Source organism: Marinobacter sp. (genome assembly GCF_033722195.1).
Taxonomy (GTDB): domain Bacteria; phylum Pseudomonadota; class Gammaproteobacteria; order Pseudomonadales; family Oleiphilaceae; genus Marinobacter.
Genome location: NZ_JAWVZL010000003.1, coordinates 38,634 through 60,194, shown reverse-complemented (window position 1 = coordinate 60,194; position 21,561 = coordinate 38,634). Strand labels below are relative to the sequence as shown.

Annotated in this window: 21 protein-coding genes; 9 read left to right on the top strand and 12 right to left on the bottom strand. The window is 64.6% G+C overall.

Annotated elements, in window-relative coordinates; translation table 11 throughout:
• Both R3280_RS01200 and R3280_RS01195 read right to left on the bottom strand, forming a co-directional pair.
• On the bottom strand, positions 1 to 1,113 hold the full coding sequence (locus R3280_RS01200; protein ID WP_318996749.1) for a phospholipase A: 1,113 nt from the start codon (positions 1,111 to 1,113) through the stop codon (positions 1 to 3).
• Positions 1,114 to 1,133: 20 nt separating this feature from the next.
• The gene (locus tag R3280_RS01195) at positions 1,134 to 1,475 is read right to left on the bottom strand and encodes a hypothetical protein (protein WP_318996748.1); all 342 of its coding nucleotides are present in this window, start codon (positions 1,473 to 1,475) and stop codon (positions 1,134 to 1,136) included.
• Between the two features lie 197 nt (positions 1,476 to 1,672).
• Here R3280_RS01195 and R3280_RS01190 point away from each other — a divergent pair, with 197 nt between their 5' ends.
• The gene (locus R3280_RS01190; RefSeq protein WP_318996747.1) at positions 1,673 to 2,101 is read left to right on the top strand and encodes a c-type cytochrome; all 429 of its coding nucleotides are present in this window, start codon (positions 1,673 to 1,675) and stop codon (positions 2,099 to 2,101) included.
• Positions 2,102 to 2,171: 70 nt separating this feature from the next.
• Here the strand turns inward: R3280_RS01190 and rep are convergent, their stop codons facing one another.
• Complete coding sequence (rep, locus tag R3280_RS01185; RefSeq protein ID WP_318996746.1) at positions 2,172 to 4,190, bottom strand: DNA helicase Rep; 2,019 nt, start codon at positions 4,188 to 4,190, stop codon at positions 2,172 to 2,174.
• A gap of 178 nt (positions 4,191 to 4,368) precedes the next feature.
• Between rep and R3280_RS01180 the strand changes: the two genes are divergently transcribed.
• The 4 genes from R3280_RS01180 (at position 4,369) to rmf (ending at position 10,528) form a co-directional block, all read left to right on the top strand.
• The gene (locus R3280_RS01180) at positions 4,369 to 6,105 is read left to right on the top strand and encodes a GGDEF domain-containing response regulator (protein ID WP_318996745.1); all 1,737 of its coding nucleotides are present in this window, start codon (positions 4,369 to 4,371) and stop codon (positions 6,103 to 6,105) included.
• An 86-nt stretch (positions 6,106 to 6,191) separates the two neighbouring features.
• Positions 6,192 to 8,537: a Tex family protein gene (locus tag R3280_RS01175; protein WP_318996744.1), complete on the top strand. Its 2,346-nt coding sequence runs from the start codon at positions 6,192 to 6,194 to the stop codon at positions 8,535 to 8,537.
• 69 nt (positions 8,538 to 8,606) lie between these two features.
• Positions 8,607 to 10,160, top strand: coding sequence for a glutamate--cysteine ligase (gene gshA, locus R3280_RS01170; RefSeq protein ID WP_318996743.1), 1,554 nt, complete (start codon positions 8,607 to 8,609; stop codon positions 10,158 to 10,160).
• A 155-nt stretch (positions 10,161 to 10,315) separates the two neighbouring features.
• Complete coding sequence (gene rmf / locus R3280_RS01165; protein WP_318996742.1) at positions 10,316 to 10,528, top strand: ribosome modulation factor; 213 nt, start codon at positions 10,316 to 10,318, stop codon at positions 10,526 to 10,528.
• A 7-nt stretch (positions 10,529 to 10,535) separates the two neighbouring features.
• On the opposite strand, the gene fliL is transcribed toward rmf, so the two are convergent.
• Positions 10,536 to 10,997 (bottom strand): flagellar basal body-associated FliL family protein, encoded by a 462-nt coding sequence (gene fliL / locus R3280_RS01160; RefSeq protein ID WP_318996741.1) that lies wholly within the window; start codon positions 10,995 to 10,997, stop codon positions 10,536 to 10,538.
• Between the two features lie 133 nt (positions 10,998 to 11,130).
• On the opposite strand from fliL, the gene R3280_RS01155 reads away from it, so the two are divergent.
• Together R3280_RS01155 and rsd are read left to right on the top strand one after the other, a co-directional pair.
• On the top strand, positions 11,131 to 11,634 hold the full coding sequence (locus tag R3280_RS01155) for a disulfide bond formation protein B (RefSeq protein ID WP_318996740.1): 504 nt from the start codon (positions 11,131 to 11,133) through the stop codon (positions 11,632 to 11,634).
• 111 nt (positions 11,635 to 11,745) lie between these two features.
• Positions 11,746 to 12,228: a sigma D regulator gene (gene rsd, locus R3280_RS01150; protein ID WP_318996739.1), complete on the top strand. Its 483-nt coding sequence runs from the start codon at positions 11,746 to 11,748 to the stop codon at positions 12,226 to 12,228.
• A gap of 56 nt (positions 12,229 to 12,284) precedes the next feature.
• Here the strand turns inward: rsd and R3280_RS01145 are convergent, their stop codons facing one another.
• From R3280_RS01145 to R3280_RS01135, 3 genes are all read right to left on the bottom strand, one after another.
• Positions 12,285 to 12,992 carry an FKBP-type peptidyl-prolyl cis-trans isomerase gene (locus R3280_RS01145; RefSeq protein ID WP_318996738.1) on the bottom strand — a complete coding sequence of 236 codons (708 nt, stop codon included), beginning with the start codon at positions 12,990 to 12,992 and terminating at the stop codon, positions 12,285 to 12,287.
• Positions 12,993 to 13,141: 149 nt separating this feature from the next.
• Positions 13,142 to 13,525, bottom strand: coding sequence for a DUF4124 domain-containing protein (locus R3280_RS01140; protein WP_318996737.1), 384 nt, complete (start codon positions 13,523 to 13,525; stop codon positions 13,142 to 13,144).
• Positions 13,522 to 14,073, bottom strand: a complete 552-nt coding sequence (locus R3280_RS01135) for a TIGR02444 family protein (RefSeq protein ID WP_318996736.1) — start codon at positions 14,071 to 14,073, stop codon at positions 13,522 to 13,524. The genes R3280_RS01140 and R3280_RS01135 overlap by 4 nt, the downstream gene beginning before the upstream one ends.
• Positions 14,074 to 14,178: 105 nt before the next feature.
• Here R3280_RS01135 and R3280_RS01130 point away from each other — a divergent pair, with 105 nt between their 5' ends.
• Positions 14,179 to 16,125, top strand: a complete 1,947-nt coding sequence (locus R3280_RS01130; RefSeq protein ID WP_318996735.1) for an ATP-binding cassette domain-containing protein — start codon at positions 14,179 to 14,181, stop codon at positions 16,123 to 16,125.
• A gap of 41 nt (positions 16,126 to 16,166) precedes the next feature.
• Here R3280_RS01130 and ppx read toward each other — a convergent pair whose 3' ends face one another.
• Positions 16,167 to 17,681, bottom strand: a complete 1,515-nt coding sequence (gene ppx / locus R3280_RS01125; RefSeq protein ID WP_318996734.1) for an exopolyphosphatase — start codon at positions 17,679 to 17,681, stop codon at positions 16,167 to 16,169.
• A gap of 414 nt (positions 17,682 to 18,095) precedes the next feature.
• Between ppx and trxA the strand changes: the two genes are divergently transcribed.
• Positions 18,096 to 18,422: a thioredoxin TrxA gene (trxA, locus tag R3280_RS01120; protein ID WP_318996733.1), complete on the top strand. Its 327-nt coding sequence runs from the start codon at positions 18,096 to 18,098 to the stop codon at positions 18,420 to 18,422.
• Positions 18,423 to 18,521: 99 nt separating this feature from the next.
• Here trxA and moaE read toward each other — a convergent pair whose 3' ends face one another.
• Genes moaE through moaB form a run of 4 tightly spaced genes read right to left on the bottom strand, consistent with a single transcriptional unit; the run spans position 18,522 to position 21,091 of the window.
• Complete coding sequence (gene moaE, locus R3280_RS01115) at positions 18,522 to 19,013, bottom strand: molybdopterin synthase catalytic subunit MoaE (RefSeq protein WP_318996732.1); 492 nt, start codon at positions 19,011 to 19,013, stop codon at positions 18,522 to 18,524.
• A gap of 1 nt (position 19,014) precedes the next feature.
• Positions 19,015 to 19,290, bottom strand: coding sequence for a molybdopterin converting factor subunit 1 (moaD, locus tag R3280_RS01110; protein WP_318996731.1), 276 nt, complete (start codon positions 19,288 to 19,290; stop codon positions 19,015 to 19,017).
• A gap of 26 nt (positions 19,291 to 19,316) precedes the next feature.
• Entirely contained in the window at positions 19,317 to 20,525 is a 1,209-nt protein-coding gene (gene glp, locus R3280_RS01105) for a gephyrin-like molybdotransferase Glp (protein ID WP_318996730.1), read from the bottom strand.
• Positions 20,525 to 21,091, bottom strand: coding sequence for a molybdenum cofactor biosynthesis protein B (gene moaB / locus R3280_RS01100; RefSeq protein WP_318996729.1), 567 nt, complete (start codon positions 21,089 to 21,091; stop codon positions 20,525 to 20,527). The genes glp and moaB overlap by 1 nt, the downstream gene beginning before the upstream one ends.
• Between the last annotated feature and the right edge of the window lie 470 nt (positions 21,092 to 21,561).

The following is a 21,561-nucleotide window of genomic DNA, read 5'->3' as shown; positions in this document are numbered from 1 at the left end:
CTAGAGCCAGTCGTTCAGCATCACGCCGATGCCGACACGCTGGATGCGCTCGTTATAGTCGATCAGGCTCTCGCCGTAGCCGTTGTAATATTCCACATAGCCTTTCAATGTACCGCCCATGGGGAAGCTGTAGCCCAACTGCACCGACGTCCGGTTATCGTTGGAACGGAAGTTGTTGCGCAGTTTCAGCGACAGGGTCTTGTCGTCATTCCATTTGTACACAGCCCAAAAATTGCCGTAGCCGAGGTAGCGCTCTATGTCCGGGTTGTCGTCCTCGTCGGAGTCTTCGGGGATGCGGTACCAGGGATTGACGATGAACAGCCAGCGGTCATAGCTGTAGGTGATCATGCTGGTGATCCGGTTCCAGCTCCGGGAGCGCGGCTCGGAGCGGCCGTTCGACTCGTGGTTGAGGCTCAGTGAAACGGTGTTGAGGGTACCGGGGCCAATGTCCAGGTCAGTCTGGTAGCGGGCGAAGATCTCCGGTTCGTAGTTGGTCTCGCGGAAGGGCTTGGAGCTGTCGGCATTGAACAGCTGCCAGAACGAAAGCTGGGTGTACCCGAACCAGAGCGTGGTGCGCTCATCGAACACACCGGTCAGCAGCGGCACCTTGAAGCTGATCTGGTACTTGGCCTCCTGGTCGTCCAGGCCGGCGTCGTAGCTGGTCTCGCCCAGGGTGGGGGAGCTCGGGTTGGTATTGGGAGAATCCACGTAGGTGAGTGGCATCACGTAAGTGGGGCGATAGCTCACAAAACTGCCGGAGAAGGAGAACAGGGCCCTCTCGGTGGCCACATACCGGTTCATCAGAGCGTTCATTACGCCATTATCGCCGTCCTGAGCCTCGCCGTCGGCGGCGTCGGTCACCTCGCCGGTGCCGTTCACTTCCAGGGTGTCGGTCGCTCTCTCGACGGCTTTCTCCTGCTCCGGGCCTGCTCTTTTCTGCGCGGATTCGGGCTTGAGCACGGCGTCGTAGCACGCCAGGCGCTGGACGCCATTCTCGATCAGGGCGCAGTCCTCAAGGGGCACGACCTCCCGCTCCGTTTGCGGCGATTGGGCAAGGGCTGCGGTGGGTACCAGCACCAGGGTGGCGAAGCAGAAACATCGTGGCGTGGCCATGAACAACTCCTTGTGACCGGCTATTGGCCAATGCTTTGCCAGGTGCGGGCGATGCCGAAGGCCCAGACCCCGAGCAGGGTGACTGCCAGCAGTGCGAAGGTGATGCGCTGCCGGGTGGCGCCGCCACCGGTTTCGTTTATCCAGCGCAGATACATCAGGCCGAGAAAGCTGAGGAACACCACCAGGCTGGCCAGGGCCGGCACCAGCAGCCAGGCCTGATCCACGCTTTCACCTTCCCGGGCGCTCGATCCGAGCAGGCTCATGGAGCCCACCAGCACCGCCAGCCCCCCGAACTCGGCCACCAGGAGAGGAATGCGCCAGCGGCTTTTGCCGGTGGTATCCCTTGGTGTTTGCTCAGCCATGGCGTCCTCCCCAGAGTTTGGGCATTATGGTAGCGGTTTCGGCTAATGGACGTTAGACCATGGCGAAGAATTAATACGCTGTGCAGGCGGACTTTTGGCTAAAAAACGGCCCCTTCTGGCGGCGTTGGTTTTTTTGGCCAGTTCCAGTCGCTATAATGCGGCAACAGAATTTATAACGCTCTGATGCGAGGTGTATTGTGAAGACAGTTAAGATCCTGGCGGCCGTATTGCTCGGTATCAGCCTGAGTGCAGGGGTTGCCCTGGCCGCGGTGGAAGACCAGATCCGCGCACGTATCCAGCCGGTAGGGGAAGTCTGCGTCGAGGGCGAGGAGTGCGAGGGCGTCCAGACCGCCGCTGCACCGGCATCCGCCCCGGCCGAGCCCCGCGGTGGTGAGGAAGTCTATGCCGCGGTCTGCCAGGCCTGTCACAACACAGGTGCTGCCGGTGCGCCCAAGATCACTGCTGCATCCGACTGGGAAGGCCGTCTGGACAAGGGCATGGAAACCCTGGTGGATCACGCCATCAACGGCATCGGCGCCATGCCCGCCAAGGGCGGTTGCGCCAACTGCCCGGACGAAGAGATCAGGAGCGCGGTGGAATACATGGTCAGCGAGGTCGAGGGCTGACACCTCCGCCGCTTCGCGATCGAACACAGCCAGCCTCCGGGCTGGCTTTTTTGTGGGCGAGGGATCGCCGTCAGGCGCCCAGGTCTCCCAGTAGCGCACTGAGGGTGGCCTTGCCCTTTTTCTGGTTGGCCTCCACATCCAGGTCACCCATGCCCTCCCAGCGCAGGTCCCCCTCCGGCAGCTCATCGAGGAATCGGCTGGGAATGGTCTCCAGCTTCTCACCGTACTGCTTGCGCTGGGCGGCGAAGGTGAGGGTGAGGGTCTCCCGGGCCCGGGTGATGCCCACATACATCAGCCGGCGCTCCTCCTCGATGTTGCCTTCCTCGATGCTGCTGCGATGGGGCAGGATCTCCTCCTCCAGTCCCATGATGAACACATGGGGGAATTCCAGGCCCTTGGACGCATGCAGGGTGAGCAGCTGCACCTTGTCACTGTCGTCCTCTTCCTCGCGCTGCTCCATCAGGTCCCGCAGGATCAGCTTGCTGATGGCATCCTCGATGCCGATCTCGTCAGCGGTGCCCTTGCCGTCGTCCAGCATGCGCTTGATGGACTCCACCAGATACCAGATGTTCTCCATCCGCCGTTCCGCCTGCTTCGGGGAGCCGGCGTGCTGATGAAGCCACTCCTCGTATTCGATGTCGGTGAACAGCTGCTTGATTACCGGCACCGGGTCCTCCTGGTGCAGGCGCTGGCAGGTACGGTCGACCCAGTCCGAGAAGCGCCGCAGCCGGGCCAGCCCTTTTTCGGCCACCTGGCTTTCCGCCCCCAGGTCCCCCAGCGCCCGGAACAGGCTGACGTCCCGGGCGCGGGCGTAATGGCTGAGCTGCTCCAGGGTGCGGGGGCCGATCTCCCGCCGGGGCACATTGACCACCCGCAGGAAGGCGGCGTCGTCATTGGGATTCACCAGCAGGCGCAGGTAGCCCATGGCGTCCTTGATCTCGTTGCGGGAGAAGAACGACTGACCACCGGAGATGCGGTAGGGAATCTGGTAGCCCTGCAGCTTCATCTCCAGCAGCCGGGCCTGATGGTTGCCCCGGTAGAGCACCGCGAAGTCCCGGAACGACAGCCCCTTCTTGAGCTTCTGGTCCAGTATCTCGGTGGCGATGCGCTCGGCCTCGGCGTCTTCGTTGCGGCAGCGCACCACGCGGATTTCCTCACCGATGGTGTGGTCGCTCCAGAGTGCCTTTTCGAACACGTGGGGGTTGTTGGCGATCACCGTGTTGGCGCTGCGCAGGATACGGCCGGTGGAACGGTAGTTCTGCTCCAGTTTGATGATCTTGAGGCTGGGAAAGTCCTCCTTGAGCTGGGCCAGATTCTCGGGCCGGGCCCCGCGCCAGGCGTAGATGGACTGGTCGTCGTCCCCCACCACGGTAAAGGCCGCGCGTTCGGCCACCAGCAGTTTGACCAGTTCGTACTGGCAGATGTTGGTGTCCTGGTACTCGTCCACCAGCAGGTAACGGATCTTGCGCCGCCACTTGGCCAGCACCTCCGGATTGGTGCGGAACAGCTGCACCGGCAGCAGGATCAGGTCGTCGAAATCCACCGCGTTGTAGGCCTTGAGGTACTCGGCATAACGGGCATAGACCAGGGCAATGCGCTGTTCGCGCTCGTCGGCGGCCTTGCTGCGGGCCTCGGCGGGACCGCGCATGGCGTTCTTCCAGTTGGAGATGGTCATCTGGATGTCCGCCAGCTCGTCACCGGCATCGGCGCTGGCCTCCCGCAGCATCAGGTCCTGCAGGAGGGCGCGGGCGTCGTCAGCATCGAAAATCGAAAAGCCGGGGTGGTAGCCCAGGTGGCTGTGCTCCTCGCGGATGATGTTCAGGCCCAAGTTGTGGAAGGTGGACACCGTCAGGCCGCGGGCCAGCTTGCGGTCCACCAGGCGGGAGACCCGCTCTTTCATCTCCCGGGCGGCCTTGTTCGTAAATGTAAGGGCAGCGATATGACGGCCGGGAATGCCCACCTGTTCGATCAGGTAGGCCATCTTGCGGGTGATGACGCTGGTTTTACCGCTGCCGGCGCCGGCGAGCACCAGCAGAGGGCCGTCGACGTAGCGGACGGCTTCACGCTGACGGGGATTGAGTTGCGACACGAAGCGGCCTGCTGAGAATTTCCAAAGATGGGGTATTCTACATGACTGCTCCCGACCTGTACCTTGCCCTCCGATCGGCTATCCTAGTAAAGCAGTCCAGACAGCCGCTCAGGAAAGGGCGGTGTTCGCTGCCGGGCCAGAGGCGCGAAATTTTCCGAATGGATGCGGACAGTTACCCATGACCGAGACCCTGGATACGATGAACCGCAGTAGTGTCCGAATTCTGGTGTTGACCCCCGAACACGCGGATTTCCTGTGGTATGTCGCCCTGCTACGGAACAACTACGACATTCTCCCTGACCTGACCTGGTGTCCGGAGTTGGCCGGCTGCGAAGACCTGGTGCGCCATGCCCAGTTCGACGTCATTCTCTGGGACTGCTCGCTCCACGGTGGTTCCGAACTCGCCTTTCTGCAGTACCTGACGGTGTCGGGCAACGACAAGCCCGTGGTGGCGCTCAGCGCCGAGACCGAGCGCGAGCGGGCGCCGGAAATGCTCATCAATGGTGCCGCCGACTACCTCTGCAAGGGCCGGCTCGATGCCTGGAGTCTGGGCCGGGCGGTTCGCTGCGTCTGGTATCGTCAGCAGGTCATCGAGTCCGCCCAGGGTCAGCTGGGTACCGAGGTGGCCAGCGGCTTCATCAATCGCGACCTGTTCTTCGACCGGCTGCAGCAGGCCCTGCTGCGGGCGGAGCGCAGCGACCAGCGCCTGGCACTGCTGCACATCAATCTGGACGATTTCCGTACCATCAATGAAAGCCTGGGTTACCAGATGGGCGACCAGCTCATGCTGCGGCTGGCGGAGAAGCTGCGTCAGCTGTTGCGCCGGACCGACTCGCTGATGCGGATCGGTGGCGACGAGTTTGCCATCATTGCGGAGAAGGTGGAGGACTCCCTGGATATCACCCAGATCATCCGCAAGGTGGTGGCGGCCCTGGGGGACCCGGTGGTGGTGGATGGCCACAGTGTCGCCGTCAGTGCCAGCCTCGGTGTGGCCACCTATCCGGAGGCCGGTGACAGTCCTGAAACCCTGCTGCGCCGGGCCAACCGGGCGATGTTCGAGGCCAAGCGGGACACCGGCACCAGCTACCGCTTTTACAACCAGCAACTGCATATCACCGCCGGCCGTCAGCTCAAGCTGGAGGCGGATCTGCGCAACGCCCTGCGGGGTCGGGAGCTGGAACTCTACTATCAGCCCCGCATCGACCTGGTGACCGAGGAGGTGCGTGGGGTGGAGTGCCTGCTGCGCTGGAATCATCCTGACGGCAAGCTGGTGCCGCCTGACGAGTTCATCCCCGCCGCCGAGCGCAGCGGCCTGATCGTGCCCATCGGCTACTGGGTGATCGAGCAGGCCTGCGAGCGCCTGCGGGATGCCGCCGAACTCGGCTACCCGGGCCTGCTGTTCGCGGTCAATCTGTCGTTCCGCCAGTTTCACGATCGCAAGATGACCGAGACCATCTTCCGCATCATCTACAATGCCAACGTCGACACCAGCCTGCTGGAGCTGGAGCTGACCGAGAGCGCCATGATGCACGACCCGGATTACGCCCAGCGTTGCCTGCGGGAGCTCAACCAGCTGGGCATCAGTTTTGCGCTGGACGACTTCGGTACCGGTTTCTCCTCCCTCAGCAACCTCCAGCACCTGCCCATCGCCCTGGTGAAGATCGACAAGTCCTTTGTCCATGGCCTCGGGGTCTCCGGCGACGCCGAGCACATCATCCGTGCCATCATCAGCCTGGCCCACAGTCTGCAGATGAACGTGGTGGCCGAGGGCGTGGAAACGGAAGGCCAATTGGAATTCCTGCGCCAGCAGCATTGCGATGAAGTCCAGGGCTATTACTACGCCCGCCCCATGCCCTGGCAGGACCTGGTGGAATTTCTGGAAGCCCGCAACCGCCTCGCTTGCCTGCGGCCATGAGCCGCTGTACCTTTGCGCTTTGATCTACGGTCGCGCCGGCCCTGTCTCGGGCCCGGCCGCGTCCCCAGCGTGATGGAAGAGGTTGCATGACGAGTATTGCCAGGCGAATCGCCGAAGAACTGGGTGTCCGGGAAGAACAGGTCAACGCCACCGTGGAACTGCTGGACGGCGGCGCCACAGTGCCGTTCATCGCCCGCTACCGCAAGGAAGTCACCGGTTCGCTGGATGACAGCCAGCTGCGCACGCTGGAAGACCGCCTGCGCTACCTGCGGGAGCTGGAAGACCGCCGCGCCACGGTGCTCAAGAGCATCGACGAGCAGGGCAAACTCACCGACGAACTGCAGCGGGCCATCAACGAGGCGGACACCAAGAACCGCCTGGAAGACCTCTACCTGCCCTACAAGCCCAAGCGCCGCACCAAGGCCCAGATAGCCCGCGAGGCCGGTCTTGAGCCGCTGGCTGAAGCGCTCTACAGCGACCCCGGCCAGGATCCGGACGCGCTGGCGCCGGCCTACGTCAACGCCGAGGCCGGTGTTGCCGATGCCAAGGCCGCGCTGGAAGGCGCCCGCCATATCCTGATGGAGCGTTTCGCCGAGGACGCCGAGCTGCTGGGTGGCCTGCGGGACTTCATCTGGCAGGAGGGGCAGCTCAAGGTCAGTGTGATCGAAGGCAAGGAAACCGAGGGCGCCAAGTTCCGGGACTACTTCGACCACGTCGAGCCCCTCAAGAAAGTGCCTTCCCACCGGGCCCTGGCCATTCTGCGGGGCCGCAACGAAGGCATTCTCACCTATACCCTGATAGTGGGAGACGGCGAGGACGACCGCCGGCAGCCCCATCCCGCCGAGCAGCGCATCGCCGCCCGGTGGGGCATTCGTGACCAGGGCCGCGCTGCCGACCGCTGGCTGGCGGAAGTGGTGCGCTGGACCTGGCGGGTCAAGCTGGCCACTCAGATCGAAACCGATCTCATGGCCCAGGTTCGCGAAGCCGCCGAAACCGAGGCTATCAACGTCTTTGCCGCCAATCTCAAGGACCTGTTGCTGCTGGCGCCGGCGGGCCCCCGGCCCACCCTGGGCCTGGACCCGGGTCTGCGTACCGGCGTCAAGGTGGCCATCATCGACGGTACCGGCCAGGTGACCGGCCACGGCGCCATCTTTCCCCATGCGCCCCAGAACAAGTGGGAGCAGTCCATCGAGCAGCTGGCGCGCTGGTGCCGGGAGCACCGCATCGAGCTGATCGCCATCGGCAACGGCACCGCCTCCAGGGAAACCGAAAAGCTGGCGGCGGACCTGATCAAGCGCTATCCGGAGCTGAACCTGGCTCGCATCGTGGTCAGCGAGTCCGGAGCTTCCATCTATTCGGCGTCGGAGTTCGCCTCCCGGGAGCTGCCGGACCTGGACGTCACCATCCGCGGCGCGGTGTCCATTGCCCGCCGCCTGCAGGACCCGCTGGCGGAGATGGTCAAGATCGAGCCCAAATCCATCGGCGTGGGCCAGTACCAGCACGACGTGTCCCAGGTCCAGCTGGCCCGGAGCCTGGACGCGGTGGTGGAGGACTGTGTCAACGGAGTCGGGGTGGATCTGAACACCGCCTCCATTCCCCTGCTGGCGCGGGTGTCCGGCCTCAATCAGGGCATTGCCGAGAACATCGTTGAATTCCGCAATCGCAATGGCGTCTTCCGCAGCCGCAAACAGCTGCTGGACGTGGCCCGCCTGGGTGCCCGCACCTTCGAACAGGCCGCCGGCTTCCTGCGTATTGCCGAGGGCGATAATCCGTTGGACCGCTCGTCCGTACATCCGGAAGCCTACGGTGTGGTGGAAGCCATCGCCCGCAAGAATGGCCGGGATGTGGCTCAGGTAATTGGCGATGTCAGCTTCCTGCGTTCGCTGGACCCGAAAGACTATGTTACCGACAAGTTCGGCCTGCCGACGGTGAAAGACATTATTGCCGAGCTGGAGAAGCCCGGCCGGGACCCGCGTCCGGAGTTCCGGTTTGCCACCTTCCAGGAGGGGGTGGAAACCCTCAAGGACCTGGAACCGGGCATGACGCTGGAAGGTACCGTCACCAACGTCACCAACTTCGGTGCGTTCGTGGATATCGGCGTCCACCAGGACGGCCTGGTGCACATTTCGGCGCTGTCCCACACTTTCGTGAAAGACCCGCGGGATGTGGTCAAGGCCGGTGACATCGTCAAGGTCAAGGTGATGGATGTGGATATTCCCCGCAAACGTATCGCCCTGACCATGCGCCTGGACGATCAGCCCGGCGCCGGCGACAACCGCGACATGAAAGCCGAGCAGCGCAAGGGCGGTGGTGGTTCGCGTCCGGCCAGCAAGGCCAGTGCCGGCAAGTCAGCCGGTCAGGCCCAGCCCCAGGGCGCCATGGCGGGTGCCCTGGCCCAGGCCCTGGCTTCGGCCCGGAAAGAAAAGCGGTAACCCCGCCCCAACAGTACAAAGTATGAGACCCGGGCCGGCGCTACCGGCGTGGTCCCTTAGGAGCCAGACATGGGTGTATCCCGCCAGCAGCAGTTCCATCAGCTCTCTTCCGGGCAGTGGGACGGATTTCTGAAGGGCGTTGAAAAAGAGGGCCTGCGGGTGGACCGCAACGGGTTCATCGCGCAGACGCCCCATCCCGAGGCTCTGGGTTCGGCGCTGACCAATCCGCGCATCACGACCGATTACTCGGAGGCCCTGCTGGAGCTGATCACCCCGGTCTGCACCAGCACGGATGAGCTGCTGGCTTCGCTGCGGGACATCCACGGCTATGTCCAGGGGCATCTCGGCGACGAGGTGTTCTGGCCTGCCAGCATGCCCTGCCGCCTGGATGGCGACGCCAGCATTCCCATCGCCGAGTATGGCAGCTCCAACATCGGCAGGCTCAAGCACGTCTACCGTCAGGGTCTGGCGGTGCGCTACGGCCGCATGATGCAGAGCATTGCCGGGGCCCACTACAACCTGTCGCTACCGGATTCGTTCTGGCGGGTCTGGCAGCAGGCCCTGGACGACAGCCAGACCCTGCAGGACTTCAAGTCAGAGCAGTATTTCTGGCTGATCCGCAATTTCCGTCGCCGCAGCTGGCTGCTGATGCTGCTGTTCGGCGCCTCACCGGCCCTGGACGCCAGCTTCGTGGAGCGGGTGCCCCATAGCCTGTCGCGGCTGCGCCCGGATACCTGGCACGGCACTGTGGCAACCTCCCTGCGGATGGGGGATCTGGGCTACCACAACAACGCCCAGGCATCGCTGGACATCTGCTTCAACGAGCTGAAGACCTACACCGAAACCCTGGCCCGGGCCATTCACACCCCCTGGCCGCCCTACGAAGCCATCGGCACCCGCCGCAACGGCGAGTTTATCCAGATCAACACCAACATCCTGCAGATCGAGAACGAGTACTACAGCGCGGTGCGGCCCAAGCGCACCACGCAGCGCCAGGAAAAGCCGATCCAGGCCCTCGACGCCCGCGGTGTGGAATACATCGAAGTACGCTGCCTGGACCTGGATCCGTTCTCTGCGGTGGGTGTCACCGCCGAGCAGGTCGACTTCCTGGACCTGTTCCTGCTGGACTGCCTGATCTCCGACAGCGACCGCATCAGCAGCGCGGAATGCGACCGTCTCGACCGCAACTACAAGGATGTCATCAACCGGGGCCGGGATGGCGAGCTGGCACTCTGTCTGAAGGGCCGCATGACGCCCGTGGCCGGGGCCGCCAGGGGCATTTTCGAGCGCCTGCAGCCGTTGGCGCAGCGCCTGGATGGCTGGCAGGGTGGCAATCGCTACCAGGCTGCACTGGCCAGCCAGCAGGCCAAGCTGGACGATCCCTCACTGCTGCCCTCGGCCCGGGTAATGGCGGCCATGGCCGAATCCGACCAGGGCCACGTGGAATGGACCCTGGCGATGGCCGGCCGCCACCAGCAGGCCCTGCGGGACCAGCCCCCCAGCGCCGAAACCCGCGCCGAGTTCGAGACCATGGCCCGCGCCTCGGTCTCGGAGCAGCGCACCCTGGAAGCCGCCGACCAGGATTCTTTCGAAACCTTCCTGGCGCATTATCTGGCATCGTGACCGGAGCCACGCCCCGGCCGGACCTGGTCCACAGAACCGAGTAGTGAGCTTGTCGCTCAGGTAAGCGATTGTTAGCGTCGGTAACAGGGTGTGAGCGCGGCGGCCGGACGGCCATCTCGCCCCCGCATTCGTCCCACAGTCGACGGGAGGTTGCCATGGCCAGGGATATGAAGCTCGGTTGGAACGTGGATGCGCTCAACAAGGCCTATCGCCAGGGCCTGATGGCGGCGTCCATCAACATGGCCCGCGAACGCTGTCCCTACCGGGGTGAAGTGGTGATTGCGGCCTGGGAAGCGGGCTGGGAAGACGGCCGCCTGGCCATGGAGAGCCGGTCCGCTCAGGACGATATCCTGGGCCGCATTGCCTGAGCGACCCCTAGCGCTGTACCACGAACGAGGTGAAGAGCACGTCGTCGATCTGCGCGCCGGTCTGCTGTTCCGCCAGCACCGCGTTTACTCTTTCCTTTGCCTGTTCCCGCAGCGCCTGCTTACCCTCCGGCGACGTCAGCCGGTCCAGGTCGTCCTGACCGTTCAGCAGCATCAGCACTTCGTGCCGCAGTCGCGGCATATGGGCCTCCGCCGCAGCCTCGGCGGCGGCTGTCGAAGCCCGTAGGGTCACTTCCGCCTTCAGGTAGGTGAGATTGCCGGAAGCATCCCCCACATGGGTCACGAATGCCGGCTCCATGGCGACGTAAATGGTCTCTTTTGGCACTTCCTCCGCCTGCTCTTCCGTCTCCTCGGCGGGCGCCTCATCTTCGGCGGCTTGGAGCGCTGTGACAGGCAATGCCAGCAGCAGGGCGATGATCAGGCTCAGCAGGGGGTGGCGCATCGAAATCATAGGCTTGCAGTTCGTCAGGGTTTGCGGTTTAGTGACTGGCATCGGCCCAGGCCGACCCCCGAAAGAATAGCAGGCCCGGGCGCGTGATGCAGCTGTGTCACCGCCGGCATCAACCATTTGTGAGGTGTTTGAGTTGAGTCGCAGACTGATTTTTTTGCTGGTGTTCTTCATCTGTGCCGGCCTGCTGCTGGTGGCTTTCTATATGGAGCACGTCATGGGCCTGGAGCCCTGTCCGCTGTGCTGGCTGCAGCGGTTCGCTTTCATGGCGGTGGGTGGCGTCAGTCTGCTGGCGGCCCTGCATGGCCCGCAAGGCTGGGGCGGCCGGGTTTACGGCCTGCTGATGGCGGTCTTTGCCGGGGCCGGGCTGGGTCTCGCTGGCCGCCAGCTCTGGCTCCAGAGCCTGCCGGAGGATCAGGTACCGGCCTGCGGCCCCTCGGTAGATTACCTGCTGGACGTACTGCCGCTGTTTGAGGTGCTCAGTACCGCGATCCAGGGCACCGGGGATTGCGCCAAGGTGGTGTGGCGTTTCCTGGGCCTGAGCATTGCCGGCTGGACAGCGATCTTCTTCGCCCTGATCCTGGTGGTGGGTATTGCCATCCTGTTCGGTGCCTGGCAGCGCCGCCGCAGCGAGTGGTGAATTTGCCGTCCCGGCATGATGCGGCTTGCCGCACTACGGTGCATGGGGTAACTTGGTCCGACATCAACAAAAATCGAAGTCGAGACTGAGAGAGCCGTAGCGGGAGGCGTCATGTTAGAGAATTGCCACAGTGCCAAGGAGCGTTGGGGTGGTGTCAGCGAGCTGATTGATCGCTGGCTCAAGGAACGACAGGAGCTGATTGTTCAGTACTGTGACCTGTCTGGCGCTGAGGCGGATGCCAGTGCGGAGGAGCTCAAACAGAAGTTCAACCGGCTCTGCGAAGTGCTGCTGGACTACGTGTCTGCCGGCCACTTCGAAATCTACGAGCAACTGGTCCGTGAGGCCAAGGAGTTCGACGACGGCGGCATCGAGATGGCGGCCCGGGTTTATCCCCGCATCCAGAAGACCACCGAGATGGCGCTGGCGTTCAACGACCGCCTGGAAGCTTCGGCTCTGACCGACGCCGAGCGGCCGGCCCTATTCGACAGCCTGTCAAAACTCGGCGAGAGCCTGGAGACCCGGTTCGAGATGGAGGATTTCCTGATCGAACACCTGCATAACGTCCATGCCGACCAGGTGATGGATTCGGCCTGACGCCTCCGGGGGGGGGTAGGAGGGTCCGGCTGGTAGTCAACCGGACCCTGTCAGCATCAATTCTCGGGATTGACTTCCAGCAGCTCCACGTCGAACACCAGGGTCTCGTTGGGACCGATGGAGCGGTTGCCGCCTGGGCCGTAGGCCAGGTCTGACGGGATGTAGAGCTTGTAGCGGGCGCCCTCTTCCATCAGTTGCAGGCCTTCGGTCCAGCCCGGAATCACCTGCGACAGGCCGAAGGTCACCGGCTCACCGCGCTCGCGGGAGCTGTCGAACACTTCACCACCAATCAGTTGGCCGGTGTAGTGAACCTTGACCTGGTCGTCGGCGCCCGGCTTGGGGCCGTCGCCTTCTTCAACGACTTCGTACTGCAGGCCGGACTGGGTGGTGGTGACCTCGTCCCGCTCAGCGTTCTGCGCCAGGAAGGTCTCGCCCGCGGCCTTGTTGGCCTTGGCCAGCTCTTCCATCTGCTTCATCTGCTCTTCCTGCATCTTCTGCTGATAGTTCTGCAGGGCGGCCTGGATCTCTTCCCGGCTCATGCGGGCTTCCTCACCGCCGGCGGCGCCGTGGCGGATGCCCTGCAGGAACTGCTCGAGCTGCAGGTCAGGGATATCACCCTGCATGCGCTGGCCCAGCACCAGACCCATGCCGTAGCTGACTTTTTCGTCGTCTGTGTTCAGGGCGGGTTCCGCCGCAACCAGGCCGGTGCTGAAACCGGCGCCGATGAATCCGGTGACCGCCAGGGCCATAAACGTCTTTTTCATGGAAACGTACCTTACTCTTGGTTTTGTCATGGGACAGTTTTTCACGATGGAGCTGCAGACGTTAACCGGTTTGGCGGCGGGACGCCACTAAACAACCGGTAAGGACGCCCGCCGGACCGTCGCTCGGGCGGCTGCCCGGGCGCCGGTTCTCAGGAGTCGTTATGGGGCAGATCCTGGCGCAATGAGAAGGGTGCCGAGTAGGGCGACTGCCAGTCGTCCGGACTGCCGGGCGCGGGCCCCGGAGTGGTGGTGCCGGGGCCAGGTTCGATCGCCAGGGCGTTCCAGGGCCCCTGCTTCGGGGGCTTGTCGGCGTAGTGCCAGTTGCCGTCGGTGTCCTGCCACTTGAAGACGATGGCCGGGCCCTCGTCCGGAATGGGCGCAGGCACCTCGCCCTCAAAGGCCGGAATGCGGGTGTCGACCTGCGCGGCGCTGGGCTGGGTGGCGGTCTCCGGGTCGTTGATGCCGAAGAAGATCAGCACCAGCAGCAGGCCCAGGGCGGGAAAGGCCAGGCGTATCAGCCATCGCATGATCATGTGGTGGCCTCCCTGGTCGCGGTGAGCTGCTCCGCCAGCTGGCGGCTGAGGTCCCGGACCACCTGCTGGCTGACGTCTTTCCTAGTGTCGGCGTCCGGCGCGGCGGCCGCCAGGTTGGCCTGCAGACGCTGCGACAGCGGCTGCCGCCGGAAGGCCGGGTCCGGCTTGGGATGGCCGGCGGCCAGAGCGGCGTGGGCCAGAGCCAGTTCCACCCGTTCGGCTTCCAGCTCGGCGCCGGCAAGCTGCTCGCGAAGGGCGGCGGTGATCTTCGACTGCTTGCTGAGGGACTGTCGCATGGTGCGGATCGGGGCGGTCATGTGCGCTCGCCAGGAGGTCACGGCGGAGGTTTCGGGATCGAGGCTGCGGCCCTCACGGGCCAGCCAGGCCGCGCATAGCAGGCGGGTGACGCTCCAGCCGGCGGCCTGCAATTGCAGGCACAGCTGGGCGGTGGTCCGGTCCTGCCAGGCGGTGATGGCAAAACGCCACAGTGGCGTGTCCAGCTGCAGGTCCTCGTCAACGAGGCCTGCGGCCGTTGTGCTGATGTCCATAAACTGGCCCTTGACGTGACCCCGGCAGATTCAAGGCCGGTTCTCGAGTCATCCTGTGCCTTCCGACGATAACAGCCACGAAAGGTTCCCTGATAGAATGCCGCCATGCTCACAATTTCAGAACTCAGTCTACAACGGGGCGGCGTGTGGTTGCTAGAACGCACGAGTCTCACCGTCCAGCCGGGCCAGCGGGTTGCCATAATCGGCGCCAATGGCGCCGGCAAGTCCAGCCTGTTTCAGTTGCTGCTGGGGCACCTTGTGCCGGAACACGGGGACATCAGTCTGCCCGGCGGCTGCCGCATCGCCCACATGGCCCAGGAAGTGGCGGCCAGCCAGCGCAGTGCCCGGGATTTTGTCCTCGACGGCGACATCGAGCTGCGGCGGATGGAGCGCGAGCTTGCCCGGGCCGAAGCCGCCGGAGACGACAACGCCATGGCGCGGATCCATGGCGAACTGGACGTCCATGAGGCCTGGTCCGCACCCCGGCGGGCGGAGAGCCTGATCCGGGGGCTTGGCTTTACCGATGCCGACGCCGACCGGCCGGTGGCGGCCTTCTCTGGCGGCTGGCGGATCCGCCTCAACCTGGCCCAGGCGCTGATGCGGCCCTCGGATCTGTTGCTGCTGGACGAGCCCACCAACCACCTGGACCTGGACGCCTGCCTGTGGCTGGAGAACTGGCTGGCCCGCTACCCCGGCACGCTCCTGTTCATCTCCCACGACCGGGACTTCATGGATCGTGTCGCCACCCAGGTAGTGCACTTCGACCAGCGCAAGCTGATGCAGTACACCGGCAACTACAGCGCCTTCGAGGACCAGCGCCGTGAGCGCCTGGCCCAGCAGCAGGCCGGTTTCGAGCGCCAGCAGGCCCGGATCGAGGAAATCCAGCGCTTCATCGACCGCTTCAAGGCCAAGGCCACCAAGGCCCGCCAGGCCCAGAGCCGGGTCAAGGCCCTGGAGCGCATGGAGCGGATCGCCCCGGCCCATGTGGACTCGCCGTTCAGTTTCCAGTTTCCCGTCGCCGACAAGGTCTCCAACCCGCTGCTGTCCATCCGCCAGGGTGAGGCCGGTCACGGTGACACGGTGCTGCTGCGGGGTCTGAACCTGACGCTGCTGCCGGGCAGCCGGATCGGTCTGTTGGGCCCCAACGGCGCCGGCAAGTCCACCCTGATGGATGCCCTGCGTGGGGCCGGCACCCTGATCCGGGGCGAGCGCACCACCGGTGAGCACCTGGCCATCGGCTACTTTGCCCAGCACCAGCTGGAGTCCCTGGACCTGGACGCCAGTCCTTTCCTCCACCTGCAGCGCCTGGCGCCCAAGGCCTCCGAGCAGCAGGTGCGCAATTTCCTGGGGGGCTTTGATTTTCACGGTGACCAGGCGCTGACCCCCATCCGCCAGTTCTCCGGCGGCGAGAAGGCCCGGGTGGCGCTGGCGGTGATCGCCTGGAGGAAACCGAACCTGCTGTTGCTGGACGAGCCCACCAACCACCTGGACCTGGAAATGCGCCAGGCCCTGACCATGGCGCTGCAGAACTTCGAGGGCGCCATCGTGGTGGTCTCCCACGATCGCCACCTGCTGCGCAACACCGTGGATGAGTTCTGGCTGGTGAACGACGGCAGGGTGACGCCCTATGACGGCGACCTGGAGGACTATGAGCGCTGGCTGGCGGAACGCCGCCGCGATGACAGTGAGCCGCCCCGGCGCCAGGACCTGGCTGCCGGTGAGCCGGCCGGTGGCGAGCCGGTGGGTGAGAGTGCCGACGACCGCAAGGCCCGCAAGCGCGCTGAGGCCGACCTGCGCAAGCGCCTGAGCCCCTATCGCAAGCGTCAGGCGGCGCTGGAGGCCGACATGGAGCACTGCCAGAAGGCGCTGGCGGAGGTGGAGGCTCAGCTGTCGTCGCCGGATATCTACGACGATGCCAACAAGAACCGGTTGCGGGAGCTGCTGGCCCAGCAGGCCGACCTGACCCGCCGGGCCGAAGCCGCGGAAGAGGCCTGGCTGACGGTGGTCGAGGAATTGGAAGCCCTGGAAGCCGAGGCGACGGTCAGCTCCTGAGCACCGGTGCCGGGCCCGGCCTTCCCCCCCCCCCGGCGCCCCTATTCGTTGATGCGCAGTTTGAAATCCTGGCGGGCAAGGTAGTCCCGTTCATTCTCCAGGTCCGCTAGGGTCAGCGGTCTTTCGTCCAGCCACTGCTCGGGGAACCGGATGCTGAGACTGGCGGTGTCCGCTGACAGGCTGAGCTCCGGCGGCGCCTCGTGGTTGCGGGAATGCTGCAGCAGCACCGCCAGCCGGGTGATGATGCACAGGTAGCGCAGCCGGCGGCGGTCCTCCTCGGAGTCGATACCCTCGAAAATGGCGGGCGAGAACTTGCGCCTGTGGCCGCGCACCAGGGTGGCCAGGTCGCGCTGGAACTGCTGGCTGAAGCCCGGCAGATCGGAATAACGCAGCAGGTAGGCGCCGTGCTTGTGGTACTGGCTGTGGGAGATGGTCAGGCCAATCTCGTGCAGGCGGCAGGCCCAGCGCAGCACCTCCTCGTCCGCGGCGGTGCGCAACTGCCACTGGTCGGCCACCTGTTCATAGATGGTCATGGCGGTGTCCTCCACCGCCTGGGCGTGCTGCTGGTCGACGTGGTAGCGCTCCTGCAGGGCCTGGATGGTGCGGTCCCGGACGTCCTCATGCTGGATTCTGCCGGCAATGTCGTAGAGCAGGCCTTCCCGCAGGGCGCCGTCGGCGTAGGTCATCTCCTCGATGCCCAGTGACTCGAACGCCGCCATCAGGATGGCAAATCCGGCGGGGAAAATTGACTGGCGGTCGGGCCTTACCCCCAGTTCTCCCAGTCGGCTCGCCTGGCCCATGTCCACCAGCCGGCGGCGCAGTTCCCGCATGGCCTCCAGGGTGATGCTGCCGTTGGTGAGCTTCAGGTTTGCCAGCACACTGGCGATGGCCTTGATGGAGCCGGAGGACCCCACCGCGCTCTGCCAGCCCAGGGAGCGGAAGCGGTGGCGGATATTGAGCAGTTCCTGGGCGCCGTGGGTGATGGCCCGGTCCATCTGGCGACGGCTGATCTTGCCGTCCTCGAAGTAGCGGTTGCGGAAGGACACGCAGCCCATATGGAGGCTCTCCAGCTCCTGGGCCTCGAAACGCTCGCCGATGATGAACTCGGTGCTGCCGCCACCGATGTCGACCACCAGGCGCCGGCCGGTGTCGTCGGACAGGGTATGCGAGACGCCGAGATAGATCAGTCGGGCTTCCTCCCGCCCGGCAATGATCTCGACCGGAAAGCCCAGCACCTGCTCGGCCCGTGCCAGGAACCGGTGGGCGTTGCGGGCCACCCGCAGGGCATTGGTGCCCACCACCTGGACCGCTTCCGGCGGCATGCCGCTGATGCGCTGGGCAAACCGGCTCAGGCAGGCCAGGGCGATCTGCTGGGCGGCCTCGGTCAGGTTGTTTCCGGCGTCCAGGCCGGCGCCGAGCTGGACCTTCTCGCCCATTTTCTCAAGGGTGCGGATCTCACCGTGAACCAGCCGGGCAACCACCATGTGGAAGCTGTTGGAACCCAGGTCAATGGCGGCAAGAAGCTCGGGGGCGGGGGCGTTGTTTGCGGCCGTCACGTATCTTGAATTCCTCTTGTCAGGCCTTATAGTGATGGGGCAATGGCAGGCGCCCAGGCGCAATGCACAGGTTTTCAAGCCGTCATCAGGCCAATGGGCGCGTCAGTCGGGAACCGTGACTGACTTGGCGGTCAATGGAGTCTGGCCTAACTATAGGCGAAACAGTCGCCGGCTGTCAGCATGTGTGGACGCATCGAAGCGGGTTCATGGTCCGTCACGGTCCTGGCCAACCTGGCTGTTTTTTCCGGCAGAGCAGGGCATTCGCTTCACAGCGGACAGAGCTATCGCGTAAAGTAGCAGACAGCTTTTCAGCAAGTGTTCGGGCCGACGCCTTGTCGTGGCCCAGAGCCAAAGATCCAATGCGCCCCGTCCGCTGAGCGGTATCTGAGCGGGCGCCAGAATCAGGAAAATGCAATGAGCGGAAATATCGTAAACGTAACCGACGACTCCTTCGATCAGGATGTCCTGCAGTCCGATACCCCGGTGCTGGTGGATTACTGGGCCGAGTGGTGTGGCCCCTGCAAGATGATTGCGCCGGTGCTGGAGGAAATTGCCGAGGAATACGAGGGCAAGCTCAAGGTCTGCAAGCTGAACATCGATGAGAACGAGCAGACCCCGCCCAAGTTCAACATCCGCGGGATTCCCACCCTGATGCTGTTCAAGAACGGTAACGTGGATGCCACCAAGGTCGGCGCCCTGTCCAAGTCCCAGCTGGCGGCCTTCCTCGACAGCAACCTCTGAGTCGATTCAGGGGCAGCTGCAAAGGCATAGCCACAAAAAACCGCGCGCTCAAGCAGGCAGCCCGCGGTTTTTTTGTGGCCGGCGTTTGATGCCGGGGCGTCAGTCCTTGGCGTTCCCGTCCGGGTACCAGCGTTCGGTCAGGGCCCGGTCCGAGGCCTTCTGCTCCACCCAGTGCTCGCCCTCGGCGGTGAGTTCCTTTTTCCAGAATGGCGCGGTGGTTTTCAGTGCATCCATAAGGAACTGGCAGGCCGCGAAAGCATCGCTGCGATGGCTGCTGGCCACGCCGACAAAGACAATCTGCTCGCCAAGGCCGAGGCGTCCCACCCGGTGAATGATGCGCACGCCGCCGAGCTGCCAGCGCTGACGGGCCTCGGCCACCAGTTCGCCGATCTGGTTTTCGGTCATGCCCGGGAAATGCTCCAGGAACAGGCCCTGGACCCCGGTCTGGTCGCCATAGTCCCGCACCAGGCCGGTGAAGGTGGCGATGGCCCCGATGTCGCCCTTGGCCGACAGAAGCCGCTGTTCGGCGCCGCTGTCGAAGTCCTCGGTCTGGACCCGGATGCAGGTGGCCTCGGTGGCGCTACCGGTCATCTCAGCCTCCTGTGACCGGTGGGAACAGGGCCACTTCGTCACCGTCCCGCAGTGGCTGTTGCGGCCGCGCCATGATCTGGTTGACCGCGGTCATCACCGGCCGGCCATCCCGCAGCTGGCGCCAGGCGCCCTCGCGCGCCGCAAGTGCGCCGATCAGGTCCGCTACCGTACCGCCGGCCGCCAGGTCCACCGGCTCGGTTTCCACGCCAAGCTCTTCCCGCAGGCGGGCAAAGAAGCGGACCTGAACGGTGATGGTGTCGATGGTGTTGCTGGTCATACAGGCCTCTCTCGCGATTCGGGTTGTCAGCCGAGCAGGTCGGAGAACGGGTAGTAGTCAATCATGTCGCCTTCCGCCAGGGTCTGGTTCTCCGGAACCACCGCCAGGCCGTCGGCCCAGCAGGCGGAGCTGAGCAGGCCGGAACTCTGGTTGGGGTAGCAGCTGACCACGGCGTGGCCGTCCCGCAGTTCCTGGCGGGCGCGGACGTATTCACGGCGGATGGACGCCTTGTCGACGCTGAAGGCGGCGGGCAGCCGGATGGGCCGGGGCGCGGGCCGCACGTCCCCCTGGCAGCGGCGGATGAAGGGCACGCAGATAATCAGGCCGGTAACCAGCACCGACGCGGGATTGCCTGGCAGCCCCAGCACCGGAATGTTGCCGATGGCGCCGAAGGCCAGGGGTTTGCCCGGCTTCATGGCCATGCGCCAGAGTGACAGCTGGCCGTGCTGCTCCAGCACCGCCCGCAGGTGATCCTCCTCGCCTACCGAGACACCGCCACTGGTTACGATCAGGTCGGCCTGACGGGCCGCGCGCTTGAGGGCAATGGCGGTGGCGTCATGGTTGTCCGGCACGGTCTGGTTGACCACCACCTCGCAGTCGAGTTGCTGCAGCATGGCCTGGAGGGTGAACCGGTTGGTGTTGAATATCCGGCCCGGTGGCAGCGGTTGGCCCGGCTCCACCAGCTCATCTCCGGTGGTCAGTACCGCCACCCGCAGACGTCGCCAGACCGGCACCTGGGCCAGGCCGAGGGAAGCGATCAGGCCGAGCTCCTGGGCCCGTAGACGTGTGCCGGCGTGCAGGGCGGTGTCGCCCTGGCGCAGGTCCTGGCCGCGTCGGCGGATGTTGTCGCCAGCGCGCAGGCCCTCCGGGAAGCGCCGCAGCTCGTCTTCGACTTCCACATCCTCCTGCATCACCACGGTGTCGGCGCCTTCGGGAATATTGGCGCCGGTGAAGATGCGGGCGCAGGTGCCAGGCGCCAGGGGCTCGGGGGCGGTGCCCGCCGGTATGCGGGCCGACACCGGCAGCCGCCGGTCGTCTTGCAGGTCCGCCAGGCGCAGGGCATAGCCGTCAACCGACGTGTTGTCTGCGGAGGGTATATCGTGGCGAACCTGGAGGTCTTCCGAGAGGATGCGCCCGAGTGCGTGGTGAAGGTCAGCGGACTCAGCCTCCTGAACGGGAAGGGCGCGTTCGAGGACGTGGCTGAGGGCGGTGTCGACTGAGATCAGTGTGGTCATCAGCGCCGGGCCTTTTCGCCGACGCGCTCGTCCAGCCGGTGCAGCTGGCGCTCGGGCTTGCGCAGCACCAGGCCGGCGAAGTTGCAGGGCTTATGCCGGCTGTCGAGCTGGTGCCTGAGGATGCCTTCCCAGCCGGTGCGACAGGCGTTCGGTGAACCCGGCAGGCAGAAGATTACGGTGTTGTTGGCCATGCCGCCGAAGGTGCGGGACTGAATCGTGGAGGAGCGGATCTCCTCCACCGACAGGCGCCTGAACTCCTCGCCGAAGCCTTCGATGGTCTTTTCCAGCAGCGGTGCCACGGCTTCCGGGGTACTGTCGCGCTCGAGGAAGCCGGTGCCGCCGGTGATCAATACACAATGCACCTCGGGATCAGCAATCCAGCGCGAAATCAGTGCCCGCACCAGGAAAACATCGTCCGGCAGCAGGCGGCGCGCCACCAGGTTATGGCCGGCGGCCAGCACGCTGTCCTCCAGGTACTGGCCGGAGCTGTCCTCGGCCGGGCCCCGGCTGTCCGATACCGTCAGGATGGCAAGGTTCAGCGCGGTCGCGTCTGGGCTGATGGTCATGGCTGGCGATACTCCGTGGCAGTGCCGATGGCGTGGAACAGTGAACCAAACAAAGTGAACCAAACAATACGATAACCAGTATCACGTGGCTCATTGGCGATTGGAAGGGCTGGTAAAGAACCGGCCGCTTGCTATATTATCTGCGGATTCGATGTTTCAGGTACTTGACATTCATTCGTGTCATGAGGAAAGATCGAGATGTTCCAGAGGGCTGATCTTCCAGCCTCCGGCCGGAACTCATCCCTTGGGTGAGACCGGCCTCCGAAGAGTACCCGTGACCAGATAGCGCTGCCCTTATTCATCGTGTTCCGGTGTTGGCCTTGCCGCCTTCCCCGAGACGGATTGCCGGTGAGTGGCGAAAGGTCTGGCAAGCGTTCTTTGTGGCGCCCGTCGCAAAGTTCCTGTCCCGATGATGATGCACATTTGCTCAACACATTCAGGGCCTGCCCCTGTCCACTCAAACCTGATTA